The organism is Roseateles cavernae (assembly GCF_040187885.1).
Taxonomy (GTDB): Bacteria; Pseudomonadota; Gammaproteobacteria; order Burkholderiales; family Burkholderiaceae_C; genus Roseateles_E; species Roseateles_E cavernae.
Genome location: NZ_JBDPLH010000002.1, coordinates 75,255 through 99,780, shown reverse-complemented (window position 1 = coordinate 99,780; position 24,526 = coordinate 75,255). Strand labels below are relative to the sequence as shown.

The window sequence follows — 24,526 nt, the reverse complement described above, 5'->3', positions numbered from 1 at the left end:
CTTTGTCACTCATGCTGGAGCCCCCTCTTGGAGGGGGCGCGGGGGAGCCCCATCTCCGGCCCACCGGGCCGAGCGCGCCCGCCGCGCTCGGCCCAAGTCCGGGTCCAGCGGATCTGCACGATGCGCAACATGGCCAACATCGCCAGCGCCAGCAGCGCAAAGCTGACAAAGCCCCACAGATAGCTTCCGCTGTGCTGCATAGCCAGCCCCATCGCATTGGGCAGGAAGCCGCCGCCCAAGGCGCCGATCTCGCCGATCATCGAGCCGGCCACCGCCGTGGTCAGCGGCCAGCGCAGCGGCACCAGCTGGAACAGCGCGCCGTTGCCGGCGCCCAGCGCCGCGAAACACAGCATGAAGAGCAGGGTCGTCAGCGCCAGCGACTGGCCGGCAAGACCGCACAGCACCAGGCAGCCGGCCACCAGCAGCAGCACCACGGTCAGCGTGTTGACGCCGCCGATGCGGTCGGAGATGTAGCCGCCGGCCACGCGCACCGCCGAGCCCATCAAGGTGGCCAGCATGGTCAGCTGGCCCGCCTCGATCTTGCTGACCTTGAACTGGTCGTAGAAATAGGTCGGCAAGAAGCTGGCCAGGCCGATGAAGCCGCCGAAGGTGATGATGTAGATCAGGCTGAAGGCCCAGCCGTCCTTTTCCCACAGGCAGGCGGTGTGCTCGCGCAGGCTCTGGTGCTCGCGGTCCGGCGGTTCCTTGGCGGCAAACCACATCACCAGCATCGGCACCAGCATCGTGAAGGCGGCCAGGCCGTAGACGGTTTGCCAGCCATAGGCCTGGGCCAGCGGCGGCGCGAACAGCACGGCCAGCACCGTGCCCGAGTTGCCGGCGCCGGCGATGCCCATCGCCAGGCCCTTGTAGCGCGGCGGATACCAGCCGCTACCCAGCGACAGCGCCACGCCGAAGCTGGCGCCGGCGATGCCCAACAGCACGCCCATGGCCAGCACGCTGTGGTAGCTGTCGACGAAGAAGAAGCCTCCGGCCAGCGCCGCAATGATCAGCCCCATCTCCACCATCGCCGCGTTCTTGCGCCCGATGTACTGCGACAGCACCCCCAGCGGAAAGCGCATCAGCGCGCCGGCCAGGATGGGCACCGAGATCATGAAGCCCTTCTGCGCCGCGTCCAACCCGAAGCTCTCGCTGATGAAGGGCGCCATCGCGCCGTTCAGCACCCAGATCGCAAAGCAGAAATCGAAGTACAGGAACGAGGCCAGCAAGGTGGGCCAGTGACCGGAGCGCAGGAAAATCTTGAAGCTGGACATGGCGGCTAATCGCTAAGCAAGAGTGCAAACGCAAAAAGGCCGCGACGAGCACCGGGCTCGTCGAGGCCTGACATGGGGGGATGTGGACGCCGCGCGCTGGCGTGGCGTGAAGATTGCAAACCCGGGAGCCTGCGGGGCGCGGCGCGCCATTGCGCCACGCCCTCCCTCATGCAAGCGCCGTGCCAGCCATCGCCCGCACCGTCCTGCCTTATGCTGCGCCGACCGGTGTCGCCCGCCCTGCTCTCCTCTGAAAAAACGATGTCCGCCTGCGCCGATCTGCCCACCCGCGTGCTGCTGCTGAGCGCGCCCGAACTGCCGCCCCCGGCCTGGGACCGCACCGTCGTGGCCCGCGCCGAGCGCCACAGCTTGGTGCGGGATGCACAGCAACTGGACGCGCAGGCCCTGTTGCTGTGGCCCGACCCGGCGGGCGGCGCGGCCGAGCTCGACGCCTGGCTGGACGCGCTGGCGGCGCTGCGCCCGGCCCTGCCCGGCGTCTGCATCGCCGCCGGCGCGACGCTGGCGCAGCAGCAGCGCGGGCTGGCGCTGGGCCTGCAGCTCTGGCTGGCGCAGGCGCCACCGCCCGAGGAGCTGCTGCGCCAGCTGCGCTGGGCCTGCTGGCTGGCGCAGCGCCTCGAGGGCCTGCAGCGCCAGCTCGACGAGCGCAAATGGACCGAGCGCGCCAAGGGCCTGCTGATGGCCGCCCGCGAGATCGACGAGGACAGCGCCTTCAAGCTGCTGCGCGAGACCGCGATGCATGCGCATCTGCGTCTGGGCGAGGTGGCGCGCTCGGTGCTGCAGTCGGCCCAGCTGGCCGAGGCCGTCAATCTGGCGGGCCAGCAGCGCATGCTGAGCCAGCGCCTGGTCAAGCTGATGGCGCAGCGCGCCGCCGGCATCGAGGCCAAGCGCGCCAAGACCTTGCAGGACGAGAGCGGCGCCCGCATCGAGGCCAATCTGGCCCGCCTGCCGGCCCTGCTGCCGGCCGAGCTGGACACCGGGGCGCTGAACGACGCCTGGCAGGCCCTGCGGCCGCTGCTGAGCGGCAAACCGACGGCGGCGGTGCTGGCCCAGGCCGATGGCGCGGCCGAGCGCCTGCTGGCGCTGTCCGAAGCCTTGACCGAAGCCATCACGGCGGCCGGCGCGCGGCCACCGCTGCGCCTGGTCAATCTCTGCGGGCGCCAGCGCATGCTGAGCCAGCGCCTGGCCAAGGAGGCGCTGCTGGCCGATCTGCTGCCGGCGCGCGACCCGGCCGGCCTGGGCGAGGGCCTGGCGGCCTTCGAGGCCGGGCTGCTGGAGCTGGAGGCCGCCCCGCTGTCCAGCCGCGAGATCCGCGACTCGCTGGCCGGCGTGCGCGAGGAATGGCTGCGCCTGGTGCGCAGCCTGCGCGACAGCCGCGGCTCGGAGGCGGCGGCCGGACTGGCCCGCAGCAGCGAGCATTTGCTGAGCCAGTTGGACATGCTGACCGGCCAGTATCAGCAAAGCCTACAGGTGATTCTCGGCTGAGCGACCTCAGGCCGCCACCTTCTCCAGATGTGCATGCCGCGTGTAGAGGAAATCGATCACCGCCTTGCGCGCATGGACGTAAACCGGGTCCTCGACCAGCTCGACCCGGTTGCGCGGGCGCGGGATGTCGACGGCATAGATCTCGCCGATGGTGGCGGCCGGTCCGTTGGTCATCATCACGATGCGATCGGAGAGCAGCACGGCCTCGTCGACGTCGTGGGTCACCATCACCACGGTGCTGTGCGTGCGTGCGACGATCTTCAGGAGCTCGTCCTGCAGGTGGGCGCGGGTCAGCGCGTCGAGCGCGCCGAAGGGCTCGTCCATCAACAGCACCTTGGGCTCCATCGCCAGAGCCCGGGCGATGCCGACGCGCTGCTTCATGCCGCCCGAGATCTCGTGCGGGCGCTTGAACATCGCATGGCTCATGCCCACCAGCTCCAGCGCCGCATCGGTGCGCTCGGCCAGCTGACGCTTCAGCTCGCGGCCGCCGAACACCGACTCGACGCCCAGGTAGACGTTCTCGAAGCAGGTCAGCCAGGGCAAGAGCGAGTGGTTCTGGAACACCACCGCGCGCTCCGGGCCGGGTTCGGTGATCTCGCGGTTGTCGCACAGCAGCACACCGGACGAGGGTCGCAGCAGACCGGCGATCAGGTTCAGCAAGGTGCTCTTGCCGCAGCCGGAGTGGCCGATCAGCGTGATGAACTCGCCCTTCTGAACCTGCAGATGGATGTCGCGCAGCGCGTGGAACTGGCCCTTGCGGGTGTTGAACACCATCTCGGCCGACTGCACTTCGATAAAGGCTTTGCTTGCGCTCATGATGTCGGCTCCATCAGTCGTTGTAGGAGAAGTGCTTGGCCACCGCCATCAGCAGCCATTCGAGGGCCAGGCCGACGATGCCTATCACGAAGATCGCGATGATGATGTGCTGGACATTGAGGTTGTTCCATTCGTCCCAGACCCAGAAGCCGATGCCGACGCCGCCGGTCAGCATCTCGGCCGCGACGATCACCAGCCAGGCCGTGCCGACCGAGAGGCGCACGCCGGTGAGCATGTAGGGCAGCACGGCGGGGAACAGGATCTTGCTGATGATCTTCCACTCGCTGAGCTTGAGCACCCGCGCGACGTTCAGATAGTCCTCGGGCACCCGCTGAACGCCCACCGCGGTGTTGACCACCATCGGCCAGATCGAGCAGATGAAGATGGTCCAGATCGCGGCCGGGTTGGCGCTCTTGAAGACCAGGAGGCCGATCGGCAGCCAGGCCAGCGGCGAGACCGGCTTGAGCAGGCTGATCAGCGGCGAGCACATGCGGTTGGCGAACTCGAAGCGGCCGATGATGAAACCCAGCGGGATGCCGACCGCCGCAGCCAGGCCGAAGCCCACCGCCACGCGCTGCAGCGAGAACAGGATGTTCCAGCCTATGCCCTGGTCGTTCGGCCCATTGCTGTAGAAGGGGTCGGCGAACAGCTTGACGGCGGCAGCGAAGGTGGCGCCGGGCGTCGGGAAGCTGCCGCCTTTTTGCGTCAGCAGCCCCCAGATGCCTATCAACAGCGCCAGGCCCAGCACCGGCGGCAGCACGCGCATCCACACACTGTTCATGTCGAGGCGGCGGCGCGGCCTGGGAGCGGGCGCAACAACCGTCGCAGCCGGCACCGGCGGTGCGTCGGGCGTCGGCAGCGACACCGAGATCGGGCCGCTGCTGCTGGTCTCGCTCGGCGAATGAAAAACGGCACTGACCATGGGGCGCTCCTTAGGCTTTGACGCGGAATCCATCGGCATACTTGGCGGGGTCCTTGCCGTCCCACACCACACCGTCGATCAGCTTGGAGCTGCGCATCAACTCCTTGGGCACGCTGATCTTCAGCTGGCTGGCGGCCTGCTTGTAGAGCTCCACCTGGTTGATCTGCTTGGCCACGCCCAGATAGTCCGGGTGCTCCTTGATCAGGCCCCAGCGCTTGTGCTGGGTCAGGAACCACATGCCGTCCGACAACCACGGGAAGGTCACCGCGCCGTCGTTGAAGAACTTCATGTGGTTGGGGTCGTCCCAGGTCTTGCCCAGCCCGTTCTGGTAGCGACCCAGGATGCGCTGGTTGATCGCGTCGACGCCGGTATTGACGTAGCTCTTCTCGGCTATCGTCTCGGCCATCTTCAGCTTGTTCTGCAGGCCGGCATCGATCCAACGGCTGGCCTCCAGCACGGCCATGATGACGGCACGCGCGGTGTTCGGGTACTTCTTGACGAAGTCACCGGTGGTGCCCAGCACCTTCTCGGGATGGTCCTTCCAGACGTCCTGGGTCGTCACCGCGGTGATGCCGATGTTGTCGACGATGGCGCGATGGTTCCAGGGCTCGCCGACGCAGAAGCCGTCCATATTGCCGACGCGCATATTCGCCACCATCTGCGGCGGCGGCACGGTGATGACTTTCGCATCCTTCATCGGGTTGACGCCGACGCTGGCCAGCCAGTAATACAGCCACATCGCATGCGTGCCGGTCGGGAAGGTCTGCGCGAAGGTGTACTCGCGCTTTTCCTTGCCCATCAGCGAGGCCAGGCTGGCGCCATCGACCGCGCCCTTGTCGGCCAGCTTCTTCGACAGAGTGATCGCCTGGCCGTTGTTGTTGAGCGTCATCAGCACGGCCATGTCCTTCTTCGGGCCGCTGACGCCCAGGTGCACGCCGTAGACCAGGCCGTAAAGCACATGGGCCATGTCGAGCTCGCCGTTGACCAGCTTGTCGCGCACGCCGGCCCAGGAGGCCTCCTTGGTCGGGATGATCTTGATGCCGTATTTCTTGTCGAAGCCCAGCACCGAAGCCATCACCACCGAGGCGCAGTCGGTCAGCGGGATGAAGCCGATGCGCACCTCCTCCTTCTCAGGCTTGTCGGAGCCGGCGGCCCAGACTGTCGGGCTCAGGCCGCCGACGGCCGCCGTCATCGTGGCGCTGGCACCGCCCACCAGCAGCTTGCGTCGCTCTTCACTCATGAGCCCACCACCCTTTGCCAAATCACTGAAACGCATTGAGAAGACCTCCGAGACAGACCAGACATGAAAAAAGGCGCCACGATCGACCGCCACCCATGCCATGGGCTGCGGAGATCGGACGCCTTTGTCCTAGAACCTTGTTGAGAGCGGGGCCTACGCCGTTGCAGGTCCCAGGGTCTATCTAGCAGGAGCCGTGCCAGCGGCCTTGCCCGGGCTCGCCGGCAGGGGGTGCGCGGAAAGCGCACCGATTGCCGGCGCGATGCGCCAGCCTGGTGCGACCGGGTCTCATGGCAAGCCTCATATGGGGCGTAGAAGGTTCTGGGCATCGATGACACGCTCCGCGACTTCGGCCAGCGGCACGCCGCGATCCATCGCCAGGCGGCGCAGGCGCTTGTAGGCGGCATCCTCGTCCAGGCCCATCTCGCTCATCAGAATGCCCTTGGCCCGCTCGATCAGCTTGCGCGCGCTGAGCTGGGCATGGGCCTTGTCCAGCTGCTGGCGCAGCGCCAGGTCCTGCTCGAAGCGGGCGATCGCCACCTGCAGCACCGGCGCCAGGCGGTCGGGACGCAAGCCCGCCACCACATAGGCGCTGACCCCCGCGCGCAGCGCCCGGCGCATCGGGTCATCGCTGCCGTCCTCCGAGAACACCACCACCGGCCGCGGCATCTGCGCATTCAAGGTGGCCAGGTTCTCCATCGTGTCGCGCGTCGGCGACTCGCTGTCGACGATCACCACATCGGGCCGCAGCCGCAGCACGCAGTCATGGATCAAGGTCGCCGAATCGATCACGCCGACGACGTCACAACCCTGCCGCGCCAGCTCCTGCTGGATCAGGTCGACCCGATGCGCGCCGTCATCGATCAACAGCACGCGCAGGCCTGGGGTGGGGGTGTCGGGCGGGGGGCTCATGGCGGATGGGGTGGATATTGCTGCGCTGCAATATCTGTGCCGGAGCCCTCTCCCGCGTCAATGCCACAGCGCCGGCTTGGCCACCATCAGATAGAACACCCCCAGCATCGCGACAAAGGCCGGATAGCCCAGCGCCTCCCAGCAGCGCGCATAGCGCCAGTACAGTGGCGGCAGCGGCGTCGCATCGCGTGCGGCAGCAGTGGCCATCTCGGTCATGCGCAGCTGCAGCCAGACCACCGGCAGCCAGCAGGCTCCGGCCAGCAGATACAGGCCCAGGGCCAGCGCCAGCCAGGGTGTGGACCAGGGCCAGCCGGCCAGATGGGCCAGCCACAGGCCGCTGAGCGGCTGAAAGATCGCGGCCGGCGTCGTGAACCACCAGTCGGCCCGCACCACCAGCCGTGTCACCACGGCCTGGGCCTCGACCGAGCCGCTGCGATTGGCAAAGAACATATAGAAGGCCGAGCCAAAGCCGGTGCCAACCAGCACCACGCTGGACAGCACGTGCAGCCATTTCAGCAGCAGGTATTCGTTCACCGCGGGGCCTTCCTGCACAAGAGCCACAGCGCCGCCGCGATCGGCAGATTCTTCAGCAAGGGCCCCAGCGGATGCAGCCACAGGCTCGGAAGCAAGAGAGTGGCCAGCGCTGTCATCGCCAGCATCGCCGCCAAGGCCGCCGCATAGACCCGGCGGCCCGGCCGCAGCCACAGCGCCAGGCCCAGCAACGCATCCAGTGCCGCGCCGCCGACGATCAGGCCCTGCATCAGGGTCAAGTCGTGCATGCCGGCTTGGGTCAGCAAGTCCAGGCTCTGGCCGCGCAGCTCCAGCAGACTGACCACCGCCGTGCCCAGCCAGACGGCGACCAGGCTCAGGCGCAGCAGACGCTCGTCGGCCGGGGCGCTGGCGGAGCCGCTCATGGCCGCGCCCCATCGTCGACCAGATCGCAAACCATGCCCCAGCGCTCGAACTCGGGCGCGAACTCGTCCAGGCTCAGCAGCCCCATGCAGGGCTGGGCGCCGGCGGCGACGGACTTGTCACCGCGCGCCAGGCGTCGCGCCAGCAGGATGGCCGCCATGCAGGGGATCTCGGGACCGTGGTCATCGTCGGCGGCAATATGCCAGCTGCGCGCCACGGGGCGGCCCTCGGCGTCGCGACCGCTCAGCGCCACCACCATGCCGCCCAGGGCCGAGCCCAGCGGGTCGAGCCAGCCGGCGGTCTTCAGCATCAGCGCTGCCAGACGCTCGGGCCGGGGCAACAAGTCGGCACGCCGCAGCCGGGCCAGCAGGGCCATGCCGCGCTGCGTGAAGCCCAACTCCAGCGCGGCACCGAACATCACGGTCCGCACACCGGCGTAGCGGGCCGGCAGCAGTTCCAGATCCGGGATGTCGCACAGCGCCGCCAACCGGGGCCGCAGGCGCCGGAAGTCCACCCGCTGCGGCGCGGCCCAGCCGGGCTGCTCGGTCCAGGCCCCGTCCTGCCAGACCCTGATCGGCGCGCCGCAATAGCTGAGCACGGCCGCCATCGTCGCCAGGCCGCGCGGGGCGGTTTGGGCCGGCGCGATGCAGATGTCGATGGTGTGCAGCGCCTGCCAACCGGCGCTTAGCGCATCGACCACCGCAGAGGACAGGGCCGGCACGGTGCTGGCGCCGCTGATGCCGACCCGGCCTGCGGACTTGAACAGCGCATCCATCTGGGCGGAGAAGTCGCAGACAAAGCGCCGGCCATCGGCCAGGTCGATGTAGTGCGCGCCGGCCTCGGCGGCGGCACGGGCCACGCGATAGTGCTGCTGAGACTGGAAAGGGCCGGCCGTGTGGATCAGCAATTCGACGCGGGCCTGTTGCAGGCGCGGAACCAGGTCGGGCCCGTCCATATCGAGGGCCAAGCCCTCGGCGCCGCCGCCCAGCTCGGCCGCAAAGGCTGTGGCACGGAAGCCGTCGCGCCCGCCAATCAGCAACTCGATGGCGGCATCGCCGGCCAGCGCCCGCGCGATCCGCGCGCCGAAATTGCCATATCCCCCCAGCACCAGGACTCTCAAGCGCCCTCTCCTACCCTGTCTTTCTGATGGCGCCCATTATCAGCAGTCCGATCCGGCGGCTCCGTGGCAAGCGAATGGCAACTTAACGTTTACGTAAACGTCAATCAAGCCCTAGAATCCGCCCACCCATGCTGCTAAAACGCGGGGAAGAAGCCCGGCCCGGCCGAGCCAGCACCGCGCAGGAGACATCCAGATGACCGATCTGTCCGCCGAGTACAAGGCCCTGGCCGAGTACCGCCCCACGCACAAGGTGCGCTTCGTCACCGCCGCCAGCCTGTTCGACGGCCATGACGCCGCGATCAACATCATGCGACGCATCCTGCAGAGCATGGGCGCCGAGGTAATACACCTGGGCCACAACCGCTCGGTCGACGAGGTCGTCAACGCGGCGCTGCAGGAAGACGCGCAAGGCATCGCGATCAGCTCCTACCAGGGCGGCCATGTCGAGTATTTCAAGTACATGGTCGAGCTCTTGAAGGCGCGCGGCGGCGAGCATATTCAGGTGTTTGGCGGCGGCGGCGGCGTCATCGTGCCGGCCGAGATCCGCGATCTGGCCGCCCACGGCGTGCGCATCTTCAGCCCCGAAGACGGCCAGCGCATGGGCCTGGCCGGCATGATCGGCGAGATGGTGATGAAGAGCGATCAGGACTTCACGGTCCATGCGCCGAAGTCACTCGACGCGATTCAGGGCCATGGCGAAGGCGCCTGGCGCGCGCTGGCGCAATTGATCACGGCGCTGGAAAACGGCAAGGCCGATGCGGCCATCGTGAGCGCCTTGCAAGCGGCGGCGAAAGACATCAAAACCCCCGTGCTGGGCATCACCGGCACCGGCGGCGCCGGCAAGAGCAGCCTGACCGACGAACTGATACGCCGCCTGCGCCTGGACCAGGGCGATGCGCTGCGCGTCGCCGTGATCTCGATCGACCCCTCGCGCCGCAAGAGCGGCGGCGCACTCTTGGGCGACCGCATCCGCATGAACGCGATCTCGCCCTGGAGCCAAGGCCCGCGCGTCTTCATGCGCAGCCTGGCCACGCGCGACTTCGGCTCCGAAATCTCCAAGGCCCTGCCCGATGTCGTTGCCGCGGCCAAGCTGGCCGGCTTCGATCTGGTCATCGTCGAGACCTCGGGCATCGGCCAGGGCGACGCCGCCATCGTGCCCCATGTCGATGTGCCGATGTATGTGATGACGCCGGAGTTCGGTGCGGCCAGCCAGCTCGAGAAGATCGACATGCTGGACTTCGCCGAGTTCGTCGCGATCAACAAGTTCGACCGCAAGGGTTCGCTCGATGCGCTGCGCGATGTCGCCAAGCAGGTGCAGCGCAACAAAGAGGCCTGGGGCAAGAAGCCCGACGAGATGCCGGTCTTCGGCACCATGGCCAGCCGCTTCAACGACGACGGCGTGACCGCGCTGTACCAGGCGCTCAAGGGCCGGCTGGCCGAGCTGGGCCTGCAGTTCGGCGAGGCCAGATTGCCCATCGTCGACACCCGCCACAGCACCCACCAGACCCCCATCGTGCCGGCCGCCCGCTCGCGCTATCTGGCCGAGATCGCCGACACGGTGCGCGGCTACAAAAAGCAGGCTCGCGAACAGGCCCGCATCGCCCGCGAGGCCCAGCAGCTGCGCGCCTCGATGGCGATGCTGAAGGCCGCCAATCCGGACAAGCACCGCGCGATGGATGCCTTGAACGAGCTGGCCGAGAAGCGCGAGACCGCGCAGGACAAGGCGGCCGCCCAGCTGATCGCCCAATGGCCGGACATGCAGAAGGCCTATGCCGGCGACGAGTACGTCGTCAAGATCCGCGACAAGGAGATCCGCACCGCCCTGGTCTCGACCAGCCTGTCCGGCACCAAGATCCGCAAGGTCGTGCTGCCGACTTATGAAGACCATGGCGAGCTCTTGAAGTGGCTGCTGCTGGAGAACGTGCCCGGCAGCTTCCCCTACACCGCCGGTGTGTTCGCCTTCAAGCGCGAGGGCGAGGACCCGACGCGCATGTTCGCCGGCGAGGGCGATGCCTTCCGCACCAATCGCCGCTTCAAGCTGGTCAGCGAGGGCATGCCCGCCAAGCGCCTGTCGACCGCCTTCGACTCGGTCACGCTGTACGGCGCCGACCCCGATCCGCGCCCCGACATCTATGGCAAGGTCGGCAACTCCGGCGTCAGCATCGCGACCCTGGACGATATGAAGGTGCTGTACGACGGCTTCGACCTCTGCAGCCCGACGACCTCGGTCTCAATGACGATCAATGGGCCTGCGCCGTCTATCCTGGCGATGTTCATGAACACCGCGATCGACCAGAACCTCGCCAAGTTCAGGAGCGACAACGGCCGCGAGCCGACCGCCGACGAGGCCGCCAAGATCAAGGACTGGGTGCTGGCCAATGTGCGCGGCACCGTGCAGGCCGACATCCTGAAGGAGGACCAGGGCCAGAACACCTGCATCTTCTCGACCGAGTTCTCATTAAAGGTGATGGGCGATATCGCCGAGTACTTCGTCCACCACAACGTGCGCAATTTCTACTCGGTCTCGATCAGCGGTTATCACATCGCCGAGGCCGGCGCCAACCCGATCAGCCAGCTGGCGCTGACGCTGTCGAACGGCCTGACCTTTGTCGAGGCCTATCTGGCGCGCGGCATGCACATCGACGACTTCGCGCCGAACCTGAGCTTCTTCTTCAGCAACGGCATGGACCCCGAGTACACGGTGCTGGGCCGGGTCGCGCGCCGCATCTGGGCGGTCGCGATGCGCGACAAGTACGGCGCCAACGAGCGCAGCCAGAAGCTGAAGTACCACATCCAGACGAGCGGCCGCTCGCTGCATGCGCAGGAGATCGCCTTCAACGATATCCGCACCACCTTGCAGGCGCTGATCGCGATCTACGACAACTGCAACAGCCTGCATACCAATGCCTACGACGAGGCGATCACGACGCCCACCGAGGAAAGCGTGCGCCGCGCGATGGCCATCCAGCTGGTGATCAACCGCGAATGGGGCCTGGCCAAGAACGAGAACCCCAGCCAGGGCGCCTTCATCATCGAGGAACTGACCGAGCTGGTCGAGGAAGCGGTGCTGGCCGAGTTCGAGAAGATCGCCGAGCGCGGCGGTGTCCTGGGCGCGATGGAGACCGGCTACCAGCGCAGCAAGATCCAGGAAGAGAGCATGCACTACGAGATGCTCAAGCACACCGGCGAGTACCCCATCATCGGCGTCAACACCTTCCGCAACCCGCATGGCGAGACCGTGCCCGAGACCATCGAGCTGGCCCGTTCGACCGACGAAGAAAAGCAGTCGCAGCTGGCACGGCTGGCCGACTTCCACGCCAGCAACGCTGGCACGGCGCCGGCCATGCTGGCCCGGCTGCAGCAGGCCGTGATCGAGAACCGCAATGTCTTCGAGGTGCTGATGGAGGCCGTGCGCGTCTGCTCGCTGGGCCAGATCACCAGCGCGCTGTTCGAGGTGGGTGGGCAGTATCGGCGCAGCATGTGATCGCTTCCTCCATGCTCCAGAGGCCTCCTTCGGGAGGCCTTTTTCTTGATGCCCTCGCCGAAGACTTCCAGATCACGGGTCGACGCACAGCCGGCCCATAGCACGGCGGAAGGCTCGCCGGGCGATGCTGCATTCATCGCCTCTTCATGCCGCATTTTCTACCATCCGCTCCCTGCAGACGAGCCGCTGGGGCGGCCCTGCACTCAAAAGCAATCAAGAAAGAAACTCAGGGAGAATCATGCCCCCCATCGCTGCGCAAAGAACCCCATGGGGGCCCCGCCTGTGCCTGCTTGGCGCGCTTCTGATGCAAGCCTGTGGGGGTGGGGGCGGCGGAGACACCACCGCTCCTACGCCCACGCCGCCTATCGCCACGGCTCGACTGCAGCTTGATGGCGGCGCGCTGCGCAGCGAGACCGAGCGCGGCGATCCCGGCGCGCTGCTCGAGAAAGCGCTGAGCCTGCAGGTTTCCGGACAAGCGGCCCAGGACGCGATCTACTTCAGCGCGCAAGCCGATGGCGAGGCGGTAGAAACCATCGCGCCGATCGACTGGAATCCCCAGACCGGCCGCGCCGATGTCAGGCTCCGACTGCGCAGCGACCTCCCTCCCGCTCGATACGCCGGGCGGCTGACGCTGAACGCCTGCCACGACCGGGCCTGCCAGCGCCACCTGAGCGGCTCACCCAGCACGGTCGAGTACGAACACCGCATTCATCCGGCCTTCCAGCTCAGCACCCACGAGATCGAATTCAACGGCAGCGTCGGCGAGCGCCCGGCCCCCTCTGTGGTGACGATCAGCCTGCCCGCGCAGGCCAGCGGCTGGACCTACCAGATCCTGAACTCCTCGGCCAGCGCCGCCTGGCTGGAGCACCGCATGAACGGTGCACAGCTCGAGCTGCAGCCGGTCGCCGGGCTGAAGGCTGGCGTGCACAAGGCGGAGATCCAGTTCCAGCCGCAAGGCGTGGATCGCCCGCCCCGCACGCTCCAGGTCAAGGCCACGATCGAAGACCTGGTCCGCGTGCTCTACGTCCCCAGTTTCGCGGTGCACACGCTCGGCACACAGGCCGCCACCAGCATCCGCGTCCTCCGCACCTCGCTCACGCCCGCGGACCTGACATGGAGCGCCCACAGCGACACGCCCTGGCTGCGCCTGGTCAACAGCCAGGGCGGCCTCGGCAACCCCGTGGTCTGGGCTCCGGTGCCCGAGGCGTTCGAGAAGCTCGCCAACCAGGCCACGCATGAAGCCGCGATCGAGTTGAAGTTCAGCCATGGGCTGCCTGCCCGCCGCATCGCCTTCCGCCTGATCAAACGCCTGGCCCAGCTGGACTCGGTCGATGACAGCGCGCTGCAGGCCGGGCGACCCGGGCGCCTCATCCTGCACGGCACCGGCCTGGACGCCCTGCGCAACAATCTCGCGCAACTGCTCAGCTTCGAGGGTGGCGCCAGCCCGGTCGCGCTCCAGTGGCTCGACAACGGCCGCATCCAGGTCGAGCTGCCCGCACAAGCCGCGGGGCGCTACGAAATCAGACTGGGCACGATGTCCGGCCTGCCCGGCCAGCGCATCGCCTACTCGGTGCATCAGGCTCCTTGAGCCTTGCCGGCGCCTAGGCAAGCGACATCGCAAAGCGCTTCTTGTCCCGCAGCGTCGCACCGGCGCGCAGATAGAAGCGCACGGCCGCCTCGTTCCAGTCCGGCGTCTGCCATTGCAGCTCCGCGCAGCCCAGCGCCACAGCGCACTGTTTCACCTCGTGCAGCAGACAGGCACCCAGTCCTTGCCCACGCGCCGCCGGCCGCAGATAGAGACAGTCGAGATGGGCAAAAGGCCGAGCGCTCAGGGTCGCGAAATCCAGCGTCAAGCTGGCATAGCCCAGCGCCTCCTCGCGCCGCCCGGCCAGCCAAGCCTGCAGCCGTCCAGCGGCGAGTGCCGCGGCCAGACGCGCCTCGAAGCCGTCATCGTTGCAGGGAGCCAGCCGCTCATAGCAGGCATGCTCGCGGCACAGCGCGGCCAGCACGGCCGCATCGCCGGGCATGGCGGCGCGTACCTCAGCCCTCAGCATTCGCAGCCGATCAGGTCCTCCGGCCGCAGGCTGCCCGGCGCCGCGCCGGTCGCGACCGGATGGCCGTCGCGCTTCCAGAAGTCCAGCCCGCCCAGCATCTCCTTGACCGAGAAGCCCAGCGCGGCCAGCTTGTAGGCGCCCTTGGTCGAACCATTGCAGCCGATGCCGTCGCAGTAGCACACATAGGTCTTGCTGCGATCCAGCCGCGCGGTGCTGGCCGCATCCATCGTGCGATGCGGGAAGGAAATGGCGCCGGGCACATGGCCGGCCGAATAGGCTTCGGCCGAGCGGGTGTCGATGACGACCAGGGTTCGAACGCCGGCGCGCAGGTCCTCGGCCACATCCCAGGCGTCGGCGTGGTAGTGCAGCTTGGCCAGCATGAAGTCGCGGCTTTGCTCGGGCGTCGGTGCGGGATAGGACAGGACGATGGACTCGAAGGCTTGCTGTGACATGGTGGATTCCGTCTGAACAGGTGGTGGGGAGCAGCGCCAGTGTCGAGCGGTTTGGACTTAGCATTGATGCCAATTTCATTCGCAAGATAAGACCAATGCCACCACCCCGCCTATGGCTGCAGTTGTTCGAGCGCCAGTCCGACCGGGGCCTGGGTCGGCGCGAGCAGCTCTGCGCCAGCCTGCGGCAGGCCATGCTGGGCGGCGAGCTGGTTCATCAGGAGCGGCTGCCGTCCAGCCGGGTGCTGGCGGCCGATCTGGGTCTGTCGCGGGTCACGGTGGAGGCGGCCTATGCCCAGCTGGAGGCCGAGGGCTATCTGCGGCGCCAGACCGGGCGCGGCAGCTTTGTCGCCATCGAGGCCCAGGCCCGCCCGGCGGCGCGGCGCGCGCTGGCGCCGCAGGCTGTCGGGCCGACGCTGTCACAGCGCGGCCAGGCGATTGCGGCGACGGGGGGCTGCGAGGACCCGCGCCACCCGCGCGCCTTCGAGGCCGGCAGCCCAGATCTGCGCGCCTTCCCGCTGGAAACCTGGCGCCGGCTGATCAACCAGCGACTGCGCCGCGAACCGGGGCTGCTGGGCTATGGCGACCCGCAAGGTCATGAGGATCTGCGCGCCGCCATCGCCGGCTATCTGCGCCAGTCGCGCGGCCTGCGCTGCAGCGCCGAACAGGTGCTGGTGCTGACCAGTTCGCAGCAGGGCCTGCAACTCGCAGCGTCGATGCTGCTGGATGCCGGCGACACCGTCTGGATGGAGGAGCCCGGCTATCGCGGCGCCAGCACGGCCTTTGCCGCCGCTGGCGCCCGCCTGCAGCCGGTGCGGCTGGATCCGCAGGGTCTGAACCCCGAGGGCACAGCCCTGCCCGCGCCGCGCCTGATCTATCTGACCCCGTCGCACCAATACCCCTGCGGCATGGCTCTGAGCCTGGAGCGCCGCCTGGCCCTGCTGGCGCTGGCGCGGCGGGAGCAGGCCTGGATCGTCGAGGACGACTACGACAGCGAGTTCCACTACGAAGGCCGGCCGATGCCGGCGCTGCAAGGCCTGGAGGAAGCGGGCGGGGCCGGCCGGGTGATCTATCTGGGCACCTTCTCCAAGGTGCTGTTTCCGTCGCTGCGCCTGGCCTATATGGTGCTGCCGCCGGCCCTGGTCGCGCCGCTGACGGCGGCACGCAGCGTCCAGGACGGCCATAGCGCCCAGCTGGCCCAGGCGGTCACCGCCGACTTCATCGGCCAAGGTCATTTCGCCGCCCATCTGCGCCTGATGCGCAGCCTCTACCGGCAGCGTCGCGAAGTCCTGCTGGAGGCGCTGCGTCCGCTGCAGGCCTGGCTGCTGCCCCAGCCCAGCGCCGGCGGCCTGCAACTGGCGGCGCTGCTGCCCGAGGGCGGCGAGGCGGCGCTCAGCCGCGCCGCCGCGTCGCGGGGCTTGGCCACGCCTTCGCTGAGCCGGCTCTACCTCTCGGCGCCGCGCCAGGATGGCTGGCTGCTGGGCTATGCGGCCTTGACGCCGGCCGAAATCCGCAGCGCCGCCCGGCAACTGGCCCTGCTGGGCGCCCCTTGACGGTGATAGTCTTGGCGCTGAATCAGCCACGCGAGGAGACACCATGGGCCAAGGCTTCGGAATGGAAACACCCGCCAAACACCATCCCGGCGCGCTGCGCCAGGCGGCCCGCTATCTGGTGGTGATCGAGTCCGGCGGCGTGATGCTGGCGCGCTTGTTTCTGGAGACGCGCGAGCAGATCGCCGAGTTCGATGCCAGCACCGAGGAAATGGCCTCGATGATCAGCAGTGCCGCCGCGACCCAGGGCGCCGGCGGCGCGGAATGGGACCGCGCGCTGGCCGGCCACAGCGCCGACGAGCGCGCGGCCGCCAAGGTCTACCGACTCGCCATCTAGAGACTCCGGCCCTTGCTGACCCTCTACCACTGCCTCAGCGCCCGCTCCTTCCGTCCGCTGTGGGCGCTCGAAGAGCTGGGCCTGAACTACCAGCTGATCGTCCTGCCCTTCCCGCCCCGCGTGCACGACAAGGCTTATCTGGCCCTGAACCCGCTGGGCACCGTGCCGCTGCTGCTGGACGGCGAGACGCGCATGACGGAGTCCGCCGCGATCTGCCAGTACCTGGCCGCAAGACATGACCCCGGCGGTCTTGATGTGGGCATGGCCGAGGCCGACTACGGGGCCTATCTGAACTGGCTGCATTTCGGCGAAGCCACCCTGACCTTCCCGCAGACCCTGCTGCTGCGCTACCGCTTCTTCGAGCCGGCCGAGCGCCGCCAGCCCCAGGTGGCCGAGGACTACGCCAGATGGTTTCTGGCCCGGCTGCGCACGCTGGAGCCGCGCCTGGCCGCGCAGGACTGGCTCTGCGCCGGCCGCTTCACGGCGGCCGACATCTCGGTGGGCTATGCGCTGCTGCTGGCCAGCCATCTGGGGCTGGATGCGCAGTTCACGCCGGCCGTGGCCGCCTACTGGGCGCGGCTGCAGCAGCGCGACGGCTGGCGCCGAGCGCTGGCCGTGCAGACCGAGGCCGCCCAGGCCCAGGGCATTTCGCCCGTCGCCGCGCCCGATATCCGCCCCTAGGACAGGTCAAGCCAGAAGCGTCCAGAATCCGCCCCCATGGATTCACTCTCGCAAATCGCGCTGGGCGCCGCCGTCGGCGTCGCGGTGATGGGCCGGCGCACGGCCTTGTGGAAGTCGGCGCTATGGGGCGCCGTCTGCGGCACGCTGCCCGATCTCGATGCCTTCATCGACCACGGCGATGCGCTTAGCAATATGGTGCTGCACCGGGGCAACAGCCATGCGCTGTTCTGGCTGAGCCTGGCCGCCGCGCCGATCGCGGCCGCCATTGCCGCGCTGCAGCGCGAGCGCGCGCTGTTCGGGCGCTGGCTGCTGGCGGTCTGGCTGGCCCTGATCACGCATCCGCTGCTGGACTACATGACGATTTACGGCACCCAGCTGCTGCGTCCCTTCAGCAGCGAGCCGCTGGGCCTGGGCAGCATCTTCATCATCGACCCGCTCTACACGCTGCCGCTGCTGATCGGCACCGGCGCGGCCCTGGCCGGCGGCGTGCGGGCGCTGCGCTGGAACGCGGCCGGCCTGCTGCTGTCGACCGCCTATCTGGGCTGGAGCGCGCTGGCCCAGCAGCATGTCGAGCAACTGGCGCGCCAGAGCCTGGCCGGCCAGCCGGTGCAGCGCCTGCTGGTCACGCCCAGCCCCTTCAACACGGTGCTGTGGCGCATCGTCGCGGTCACGCCAGAGGGCTATCGCGAAGGTTTCTACTCGCTGCTGGATGCCGGCACGACGATACGCTTCGAGCGCTTTGATCGCGGCGAGGCGCTCTACGAGGCCTTGAAGACCCACCCGCCGGTCGCGACCCTGGCCGCGTTCAGCGACGGCTTCTTCAAGCTGGAGCGCAAGGCCGACCAGGTGCTGATCACCGATCTGCGCATGGGCCAGGAACCTCACTACATCTTCAGCTTCGCCATCGCCGAGCAGCACTCGCCGCTGCGGCCGCTGGACCGTCCGCAGCAGCTGGGCTCGCGCGGCGATCTGCGGGCCGGGCTGGCCTGGCTATGGCGGCGCCTGCGCGGCGAGGACATCGCGCCGCCGCGCTGAAATTTCCCCCTGGCATGCATCCTGCTGATGCAGAATCAGCGCGACAAAGCGCCAGGGAGCATCCAATGGAACTGCTGCGGAATCTGCGTATCGGCCGGCGTCTGGGCCTGGCTTTCGGACTGGTCCTGCTCTTGCTGGCCGTCGTCAGCTGGGTCGGCGTGCAAGGCAGCACGCGCGTCTTTGCGGACCTGAAAACCATCTACGAGGACCGCACGATCCCCCTCAAGCAGATCGGCGAGGTCGACGGGCTGATGCTGCGCAACCGCATCCTGGTGATGGAGATGCTGCGCGACCCGGCCGCGCTGCCGGCGCTGGACAGCCAGCTGCAGGCCAATATCGCCCAGGTCAGCAAGACCTGGAAAGCCTATATGGACAGCTATCTGACGCCGCAGGAAAAACAGCTGGCCGAGGCCTTCACCCAGGTGCGCGGCAGCTATGTGCGCGAAGGCCTGCTGGCCGCCCGCGACGCGCTGAAGGCCGGCGAGGTCGCGCGCGCCCAGGCCCTGTACGGCGAGCGCATCGTGCCGCTGGGCCAGCAGGCCAAGGACGGCATCGACGCGCTGATCAAGCTGCAGATCGAGGTGGCCGCCGCCAGCTACAGCCAGGCTCAGGCCACCCGCGACAGCGTGCGCGCCTGGAGCCTCGGCGTCAGCCTGGTCGCGGCGCTGATCGCGGTTGTGGCCGGCCTGATGAGCACCCGCTCGATCACCGGCCCGATGCAGGAGGCGGTCAGCTTCGCGCAGACCGTGGCCAGCGGTGATCTGCGGGCCGCTGCCGCCGTCCAGGGCCGCGACGAGGCGGCTCAGCTGATGACGGCGCTGAACCAGATGAACGGCTCGCTGGTGCAGATCGTCTCCCAGGTGCGCGACAGCAGCGAGAGCATCGCCACCGGCTCGCGCGAGATCGCCAGCGGCAGCATCGACCTGTCCCAGCGCACCGAGGAGCAGGCCAGCAATCTGCAGCAGACCGCCGCCTCGATGGAGGAACTCTCCAGCACGGTGCGCAACAACGCCGACACCGCCGCCCAGGCCAATGCGCTGGCCTCGGCCGCCGCTGCGGCGGCCGGCCAGGGCGGCACGGTGGTGGCCCAGGTCGTCAACACCATGCAAGGCATTGCCGAGGCCTCCAAGCGCATTGCCGACATCATCGGCACCATCGACGGCATCGCCTTCCAGACCAATATCCTGGCCTTGAACGCGGCGGTCGAGGCGGCGCGGGCCGGCGAGCAGGGCCGCGGCTTCGCGGTCGTCGCCGCCGAGGTGCGCGCGCTGGCCCAGCGCTCGGCCCAGGCGGCCCGCGAGATCAAGGTGCTGATCAATGACAGCGTCAGCCAGGTCGAGTCGGGCTCGCGCCTGGCCGACGACGCCGGCAGCGCGATGGGCGGCATCGTCGACCAGGTGCGCCAGGTCAGCCAGCTGATCGCCGAGATCGCCGGCGCCAGCAGCGAGCAGAGCAAGGGCATCGGCCAGATCGGCGACGCCGTCAACCAGCTCGACCAGGTCACGCAGCAGAACGCCGCCCTGGTCGAGGAAAGCACCGCCGCCGCCGAAAGCCTGCAGCATCAGGCCGCCGAGCTGGCGCGGCTGGTGGGGGTGTTCCAGCTGGCGCGCTGATTTCATCGGCCGATCTTCCCGGCACGGTCGACTGTCTGCACAATGAGGGCAAACAAAACAGTCTGGACCGAGGGAGGAAAACCATGGACGACGCTCGTTTCGAGCAGATGGTGGCGCGCCTGGAGCGCGAGAGCCTTGCTACACCGCGCAGCTATCAGCTGAAGGTCGCCCTGCTGGCGCTGCTGGGCCTGGGGGTGCTGGCCCTGATCGTCGGCATCGCGGGGCTAGGGCTTTTGATACTGGCAGGCCTCGCCGTCGCCGTGCTGCTGAGCGGCGGCAAGGCGCTGCTGCTGCTCATCAAGTTCGGCAAATTGCTGATCTTGCTGGCGGTGCCGCTATGGCTGCTGGTTCGCAGCGCCATCAAAGCCTTGTTTGTGCGCCTGCCGGCGCCCGAGGGCCTGAGCCTGCAGCGCCACGAAGCCCCGGCCCTGTTTGCAGCCATGGACCAGATGCGCCAGCGCATGAAAGGGCCTCGCTTCCATCAGGTGCTGATCACCGACGAGGTCAACGCCGCCGTCGTCCAGCGGCCGCTGCTGGGGTTGATCGGATTCCCGCGCAACTATCTGATCCTGGGTCTGCCGCTGCTGGAGAGTCTGTCCCCCGAGGAGGCGTTGGCGGTCGTGGCCCATGAGTACGGGCATCTGGCGGGCTCGCACAGTCGCTTCAGCGCCTTCATCTACCGGCTGCGGCTCAGCTGGGCCAATATCCAGCACCTCGGGCAGCAATGGCAGGGATGGAGCGGGCACCTGCTGCAGCGCATCGTCGGCTGGTATGCACCCTACTTCAATGCCTACACCTTTGTGCTTGCTCGTGCCAACGAGTACCAGGCCGACCGGGCCAGCGCAGAGCTGGTGGGGGCCGATGTCGCGGCCCGGGCGCTCAAACGGGTCAACCTCGCCGGACCACAGTACGACACCTTCATTCAGGGCACGCTGGCGCGAATCCGCCAGGAAGCCATGCCTCCCGATGACCTCGCCGGCCGCTGGGCTACCGCAGCGCGGCTGGCACCGCCCGAGCCCACCGCCCGCCAATGGCTGCAGGAGGCCTTGCAGCGCCAGGCCAGCGTTCACGACACCCATCCCGTGCTGAATCTGCGTCTGCAAGCCCTGCCAGGCGAGGCTCAGCGCATCGACGAACTCCCCCAGCCGGCAGAGCATTCGGCCGCCGAAGTCTGGCTCGGCGTGGCCCTTGCAACGCTGCGTCAGCGGCTCGGCCGACAATGGCGCGACCGCGTGCAGCCGGCCTGGTCAGCTCGCCACGAGGAGCTGGCACAGCAAGCCCAACGCCTCGCCGAACTGAGTGCGCTACCCGCGCCGGACCGGGAACAGCAGCTGACGCTGCTGCATCTGCGGCGCGAGCTGGAGCCCGAGTTCGACGCCGCGGCGGGCTATGCCGCGTTCAACGGGCAGTACCCGGAAGACAGTGTCGGCTTGTTTTTTGAAGGCATCGCCCGGTTGAGCCGGGATGACGAACAGGGCATTGCCTTGCTGGAGCAAGCCATCAGGGTCGATATCGACGCCACCTTGCCCGCCTGCGAAAGCGCGAGCGCCTATTTCAGGCGACACAACGACGAAGCACGCGCCAAGGCCTGGGCTCAACGCTGGCATGAGCGTCACGAATTCGAGCAGCGCCGCGAGCGCGAGCGCAATGAACTCGACCCTCAACATCAGCTGCGTGCCGCTGACCTTGGGACCGACGCGGTCGAGCAGGTACGCGCCCTGCTGCAGCGCCATGGCAAGGGCGTGGTGCGCGCCTACCTGGCCCGTCGCGTGCTGCCATCTGACAGCAGCATGCCGACCTATGTCTTGGGGCTGCAGCTGAGTGCATGGGCCCGGTTGCGCAAGCAACAGCATGCCGTCGTCAATGCACTGGCTGGCCAGGACTGGCCCGCCCACACCATCATCTGCGTGCTGGAGGGCCGTCTCAAGCCCTTGCGCAAGAAGCTGGGAGCCATTGCCGGCAGCCGCCTGCGCTGAAGCCGGCGGCCGCCCTCAGCCCGGCTTCTGGAACTCCGCCGCGATCCAGGCGCTGGCGCTGGCGCGGCTGAGCTTGAAGCTGGGCCGCACCTTGACCTCGGCCAGCTGCGTGCCCATCTCGTCATGCGCACTCAGCAGTGCATAGGGCTCGTCCTCGTCGGGCACGATGTCCAGCCGCACCTCGATCTGGGCGCTGTCGGTCGTGATGCGCAGGCTCTGGTGCAGCTGGGCATGCAGCTGCTGCTCGTGGCGGCGCAAGACCTCGGAGGCGGTCTTCACCAGGGTGTTGAAGGCGTTGACGTCCAGCGGCTTGGGGTTCTTCTTGTCACGCCCCATGGTCCAGGGGCCGACCAGGGCCGGCTCGCTCTGGCCCGCCAATATCATCGCGACGGCCCAGCCCTCGTCGTCCTCGTTCTTGATCACGCGGGCGGTCCAGCGGGCGTCCTGCCACAGGCGCGGCTCCTGGATATCGGGGCGTTCGGTGTTGTCGGCGTCGGACATGGGGGCTTCATTCAGGGCGGGCGCGCAGCATACCTCGCCGCCGGGCCGCCAAGGGTGTAAAACAGAGGTCCCGACGCCGGATCACGGAGGCTGCCCATGAGTTCTCTCTCGCCCACCCTGCCGTCCCTCGCACCGCTGCCCGAGCAGGCGCTGCTGATCGATGTGCGCTCCTACAGCGAGTACATGTCCGGCCACGTGCCGGGCGCGCGCTGCATCCCGCTGCCGCAGCTGGCCGAGCAGATTGCCCATCTGGCGCCGGACCTGGCCGCGCCCATCATCCTGTACTGCGCCTCCGGTGCACGCTCCGAGCAGGCCCTGGGCCTGCTGCAGCAGCAGGGCTATACCGAGGCCTACAACGGCGGTGCCGCCGTGCAGCTGGCCGAGCGCCTGCGACGCCCGCTGGAGCGGGGCCTGTGAGCACGCTGGCGCAGTACCGCCGACGAGCCCCCTTCTACGATCTGGAGCTGGCGCCCTTCGAGCCCTTGCGCCGCAGCGCGATCGCCAGCCTTCAGCTGCGGCCCGGCCAGCGCGTGCTGGACCTGGGCTGCGGTACCGGCCTGAGCCTGGCGGGCCTGCTGCAGCAGGTCGGGCCGCGCGGCCATGTGATCGCCATCGAACAATGCCCGGAGATGCTGGAGCGGGCGCGCCAGCGCGTCGCCGCCCAGGGCTGGCGCAATGTCTCGCTGCTGGCCGCCAGCGTAGCCGAGGCGCCGCTGAGCGGCCGCTGCGACGCCGCACTCTTCCATTTCACCCACGACATCCTGCAGCAGCCGCAGGCGCTGCGGCATGTGGCCGCGCACCTGAAGCCCGGCGCGGCGCTCGCCGCCACCGGCCTGGTGTGGGCGCCGCCCTGGGCGGTGCTCAGCAATCTCTTCGTGCTCGGCGCGGCCCTGCATTCGATGGCCTCGCTGGCCGGCCTGGAGCGCCCCTGGGCCGGGCTGCTGCAGATGACCGGCGAGCTGGACCTTGGCTACCACTGGATGGGCGCGGTCTACCAGGCCACCGGCCGCATGCCCTGACCCTGTCCGCTCAGGGCACGACCGCCAGGAACAGGAACACCGCGAACAGCACCAGGTGCACCGCGCCCTGCAGCACCGTTGCGCGGCCGGCGCCCAGGGTCAGCGTGCCGACGACAAAGGTCAGCAGCAACAGCACCATGCTGACCGGCTCCAGCCCCAGCACCAGGGCATGGGGGAAGAACAGCGAGAGCACGGCCACCGCCGGAATCGTCAGCCCGATGCTGGCAAGGCCCGAGCCCAGCGCCAGGTTCAGGCTGGTCTGCAGCCGGTTGTGCATCGCCGCGCGCACCGCCGCCAGCGTCTCCGGAGCCAGCACCAGCAGGGCCACGATCACGCCCACCAGCGCGCTCGGCGCGCCGATGCTGCGCACCGCGTTCTCGATGCTGGGCGCCAGCAGCTTGGCCAGACCGACGACGCCGACCAGGCAGACCATCAGCAGCGCCAGGCTGGCCAGCGCGATCTTGTTGCCGGGCGGCGCGGCATGGGCGTGGTGATCGTCCACCCCCTCGGCCGGCAGGAAGTAGTCGCGGTGCCGCACCGCCTGCACGAACACAAAGGCCGCGTACAGCACCAGCGAGACGACGCCGGCAAACATCAGCTGGCTCTGCGAGAAGGTGGGGCCGCGCGTGCTGGTCGTGAAGGCCGGGAGCACCAGGGTCAGGGTCGACAGCGCGGCCAGCACCGCCAGCGTCGGGCTGGTGCCCTCGATGCGGAAGGCCAGCACCCGGTGGCGCATGCCGCCGACCAGGATGCACAGGCCGACCACGCCGTTGCAGACAATCATGATGGCCGAGAACACCGTGTCGCGCGCCAGCGCATTGGCGCTCTCGCCGCCGGCCAGCATCAGCGAGACGATCAGCGCCACCTCGATGATGGTGACCGCCACCGCCAGCACCAGCGAGCCATAGGGCTCGCCGACGCGGTGGGCCACCACTTCGGCATGGTGGACGGCCGCCAGCACCGCCGCGATCAGGCACAGCGACACCAGCGCGATCAGCAGCCCCGACAAGGCCGCGCCACCCAGCAGCAGCAGCAAGACCACGGCCACCAGCGGCGACAGCAGGCTCCACAGGGGCAGGACGAAGGGGAGTTTCTTCAGTGGATTTGGCATGGGTCAAGCATAAAGGCAAGACCGCG

23 protein-coding genes are annotated in these 24,526 nt (G+C 68.4%); 11 read left to right on the top strand and 12 right to left on the bottom strand.

What is annotated here, in order from left to right; all coding sequences use genetic code 11:
* Positions 1-5: 5 nt before the first annotated feature.
* Positions 6-1,271: an MFS transporter gene (locus ABGI63_RS07315; RefSeq protein WP_349741833.1), complete on the bottom strand. Its 1,266-nt coding sequence runs from the start codon at positions 1,269-1,271 to the stop codon at positions 6-8.
* Positions 1,272-1,529: 258 nt separating this feature from the next.
* Here ABGI63_RS07315 and ABGI63_RS07310 point away from each other — a divergent pair, with 258 nt between their 5' ends.
* Positions 1,530-2,771 carry a type IV pili methyl-accepting chemotaxis transducer N-terminal domain-containing protein gene (locus ABGI63_RS07310; RefSeq protein WP_349741832.1) on the top strand — a complete coding sequence of 414 codons (1,242 nt, stop codon included), beginning with the start codon at positions 1,530-1,532 and terminating at the stop codon, positions 2,769-2,771.
* A gap of 6 nt (positions 2,772-2,777) precedes the next feature.
* Here ABGI63_RS07310 and ABGI63_RS07305 read toward each other — a convergent pair whose 3' ends face one another.
* The 7 genes from ABGI63_RS07305 to ABGI63_RS07275 form a co-directional block, all read right to left on the bottom strand.
* The gene (locus tag ABGI63_RS07305) at positions 2,778-3,587 is read right to left on the bottom strand and encodes an ABC transporter ATP-binding protein (RefSeq protein ID WP_349741831.1); all 810 of its coding nucleotides are present in this window, start codon (positions 3,585-3,587) and stop codon (positions 2,778-2,780) included.
* 13 nt (positions 3,588-3,600) lie between these two features.
* Positions 3,601-4,509: a nitrate ABC transporter permease gene (ntrB, locus tag ABGI63_RS07300; protein ID WP_349741830.1), complete on the bottom strand. Its 909-nt coding sequence runs from the start codon at positions 4,507-4,509 to the stop codon at positions 3,601-3,603.
* Between the two features lie 10 nt (positions 4,510-4,519).
* Entirely contained in the window at positions 4,520-5,701 is a 1,182-nt protein-coding gene (locus tag ABGI63_RS07295) for a CmpA/NrtA family ABC transporter substrate-binding protein (protein WP_349742385.1), read from the bottom strand.
* A 345-nt stretch (positions 5,702-6,046) separates the two neighbouring features.
* Positions 6,047-6,658 (bottom strand): ANTAR domain-containing response regulator, encoded by a 612-nt coding sequence (locus tag ABGI63_RS07290; protein ID WP_349741829.1) that lies wholly within the window; start codon positions 6,656-6,658, stop codon positions 6,047-6,049.
* Between the two features lie 57 nt (positions 6,659-6,715).
* The gene (locus ABGI63_RS07285; protein WP_349741828.1) at positions 6,716-7,192 is read right to left on the bottom strand and encodes a DUF2269 family protein; all 477 of its coding nucleotides are present in this window, start codon (positions 7,190-7,192) and stop codon (positions 6,716-6,718) included.
* Positions 7,189-7,572, bottom strand: a complete 384-nt coding sequence (locus ABGI63_RS07280) for a DoxX-like family protein (protein WP_349741827.1) — start codon at positions 7,570-7,572, stop codon at positions 7,189-7,191. Before ABGI63_RS07280 ends, ABGI63_RS07285 begins: the two co-directional genes overlap by 4 nt.
* Positions 7,569-8,690 carry a saccharopine dehydrogenase family protein gene (locus ABGI63_RS07275; protein WP_349741826.1) on the bottom strand — a complete coding sequence of 374 codons (1,122 nt, stop codon included), beginning with the start codon at positions 8,688-8,690 and terminating at the stop codon, positions 7,569-7,571. The genes ABGI63_RS07280 and ABGI63_RS07275 overlap by 4 nt, the downstream gene beginning before the upstream one ends.
* 193 nt (positions 8,691-8,883) lie before the next feature.
* Here ABGI63_RS07275 and icmF point away from each other — a divergent pair, with 193 nt between their 5' ends.
* Positions 8,884-12,174, top strand: a complete 3,291-nt coding sequence (gene icmF, locus ABGI63_RS07270) for a fused isobutyryl-CoA mutase/GTPase IcmF (RefSeq protein WP_349741824.1) — start codon at positions 8,884-8,886, stop codon at positions 12,172-12,174.
* Positions 12,175-12,412: 238 nt separating this feature from the next.
* Positions 12,413-13,762, top strand: coding sequence for a hypothetical protein (locus ABGI63_RS07265; RefSeq protein ID WP_349741823.1), 1,350 nt, complete (start codon positions 12,413-12,415; stop codon positions 13,760-13,762).
* A gap of 13 nt (positions 13,763-13,775) precedes the next feature.
* Here the strand turns inward: ABGI63_RS07265 and ABGI63_RS07260 are convergent, their stop codons facing one another.
* Both ABGI63_RS07260 and ABGI63_RS07255 read right to left on the bottom strand, forming a co-directional pair.
* Positions 13,776-14,201 (bottom strand): GNAT family N-acetyltransferase, encoded by a 426-nt coding sequence (locus ABGI63_RS07260; RefSeq protein WP_262970277.1) that lies wholly within the window; start codon positions 14,199-14,201, stop codon positions 13,776-13,778.
* Positions 14,202-14,221: 20 nt separating this feature from the next.
* Complete coding sequence (locus tag ABGI63_RS07255; RefSeq protein WP_349741821.1) at positions 14,222-14,680, bottom strand: rhodanese-like domain-containing protein; 459 nt, start codon at positions 14,678-14,680, stop codon at positions 14,222-14,224.
* 95 nt (positions 14,681-14,775) lie between these two features.
* Here ABGI63_RS07255 and pdxR point away from each other — a divergent pair, with 95 nt between their 5' ends.
* The 6 genes from pdxR to ABGI63_RS07225 all read left to right on the top strand — a co-directional run bounded on the left by pdxR (position 14,776) and on the right by ABGI63_RS07225 (position 21,869).
* Positions 14,776-16,230, top strand: a complete 1,455-nt coding sequence (gene pdxR, locus ABGI63_RS07250) for a MocR-like pyridoxine biosynthesis transcription factor PdxR (protein WP_349741819.1) — start codon at positions 14,776-14,778, stop codon at positions 16,228-16,230.
* 61 nt (positions 16,231-16,291) lie between these two features.
* Positions 16,292-16,564 (top strand): hypothetical protein, encoded by a 273-nt coding sequence (locus tag ABGI63_RS07245; protein ID WP_349741818.1) that lies wholly within the window; start codon positions 16,292-16,294, stop codon positions 16,562-16,564.
* A gap of 12 nt (positions 16,565-16,576) precedes the next feature.
* Positions 16,577-17,245 (top strand): glutathione S-transferase family protein, encoded by a 669-nt coding sequence (locus ABGI63_RS07240; RefSeq protein WP_349741816.1) that lies wholly within the window; start codon positions 16,577-16,579, stop codon positions 17,243-17,245.
* Between the two features lie 36 nt (positions 17,246-17,281).
* A complete protein-coding gene (locus ABGI63_RS07235; RefSeq protein ID WP_349741815.1) occupies positions 17,282-18,280 on the top strand; it encodes a metal-dependent hydrolase in 999 nt (332 codons plus the stop codon).
* Positions 18,281-18,345: 65 nt separating this feature from the next.
* Positions 18,346-19,893, top strand: a complete 1,548-nt coding sequence (locus ABGI63_RS07230) for a methyl-accepting chemotaxis protein (RefSeq protein ID WP_349741813.1) — start codon at positions 18,346-18,348, stop codon at positions 19,891-19,893.
* Between the two features lie 83 nt (positions 19,894-19,976).
* Complete coding sequence (locus ABGI63_RS07225; protein WP_349741812.1) at positions 19,977-21,869, top strand: M48 family metallopeptidase; 1,893 nt, start codon at positions 19,977-19,979, stop codon at positions 21,867-21,869.
* 15 nt (positions 21,870-21,884) lie between these two features.
* Here ABGI63_RS07225 and ABGI63_RS07220 read toward each other — a convergent pair whose 3' ends face one another.
* On the bottom strand, positions 21,885-22,370 hold the full coding sequence (locus ABGI63_RS07220; RefSeq protein WP_137944820.1) for a hypothetical protein: 486 nt from the start codon (positions 22,368-22,370) through the stop codon (positions 21,885-21,887).
* Between the two features lie 96 nt (positions 22,371-22,466).
* On the opposite strand from ABGI63_RS07220, the gene ABGI63_RS07215 reads away from it, so the two are divergent.
* Entirely contained in the window at positions 22,467-22,787 is a 321-nt protein-coding gene (locus tag ABGI63_RS07215; RefSeq protein ID WP_349741810.1) for a rhodanese-like domain-containing protein, read from the top strand.
* Positions 22,784-23,389, top strand: coding sequence for a class I SAM-dependent methyltransferase (locus tag ABGI63_RS07210; RefSeq protein ID WP_349741808.1), 606 nt, complete (start codon positions 22,784-22,786; stop codon positions 23,387-23,389). The genes ABGI63_RS07215 and ABGI63_RS07210 overlap by 4 nt, the downstream gene beginning before the upstream one ends.
* Positions 23,390-23,399: 10 nt before the next feature.
* Here the strand turns inward: ABGI63_RS07210 and ABGI63_RS07205 are convergent, their stop codons facing one another.
* Positions 23,400-24,500 carry a calcium:cation antiporter gene (locus tag ABGI63_RS07205; protein ID WP_349741806.1) on the bottom strand — a complete coding sequence of 367 codons (1,101 nt, stop codon included), beginning with the start codon at positions 24,498-24,500 and terminating at the stop codon, positions 23,400-23,402.
* Positions 24,501-24,526: the final 26 nt, after the last annotated feature.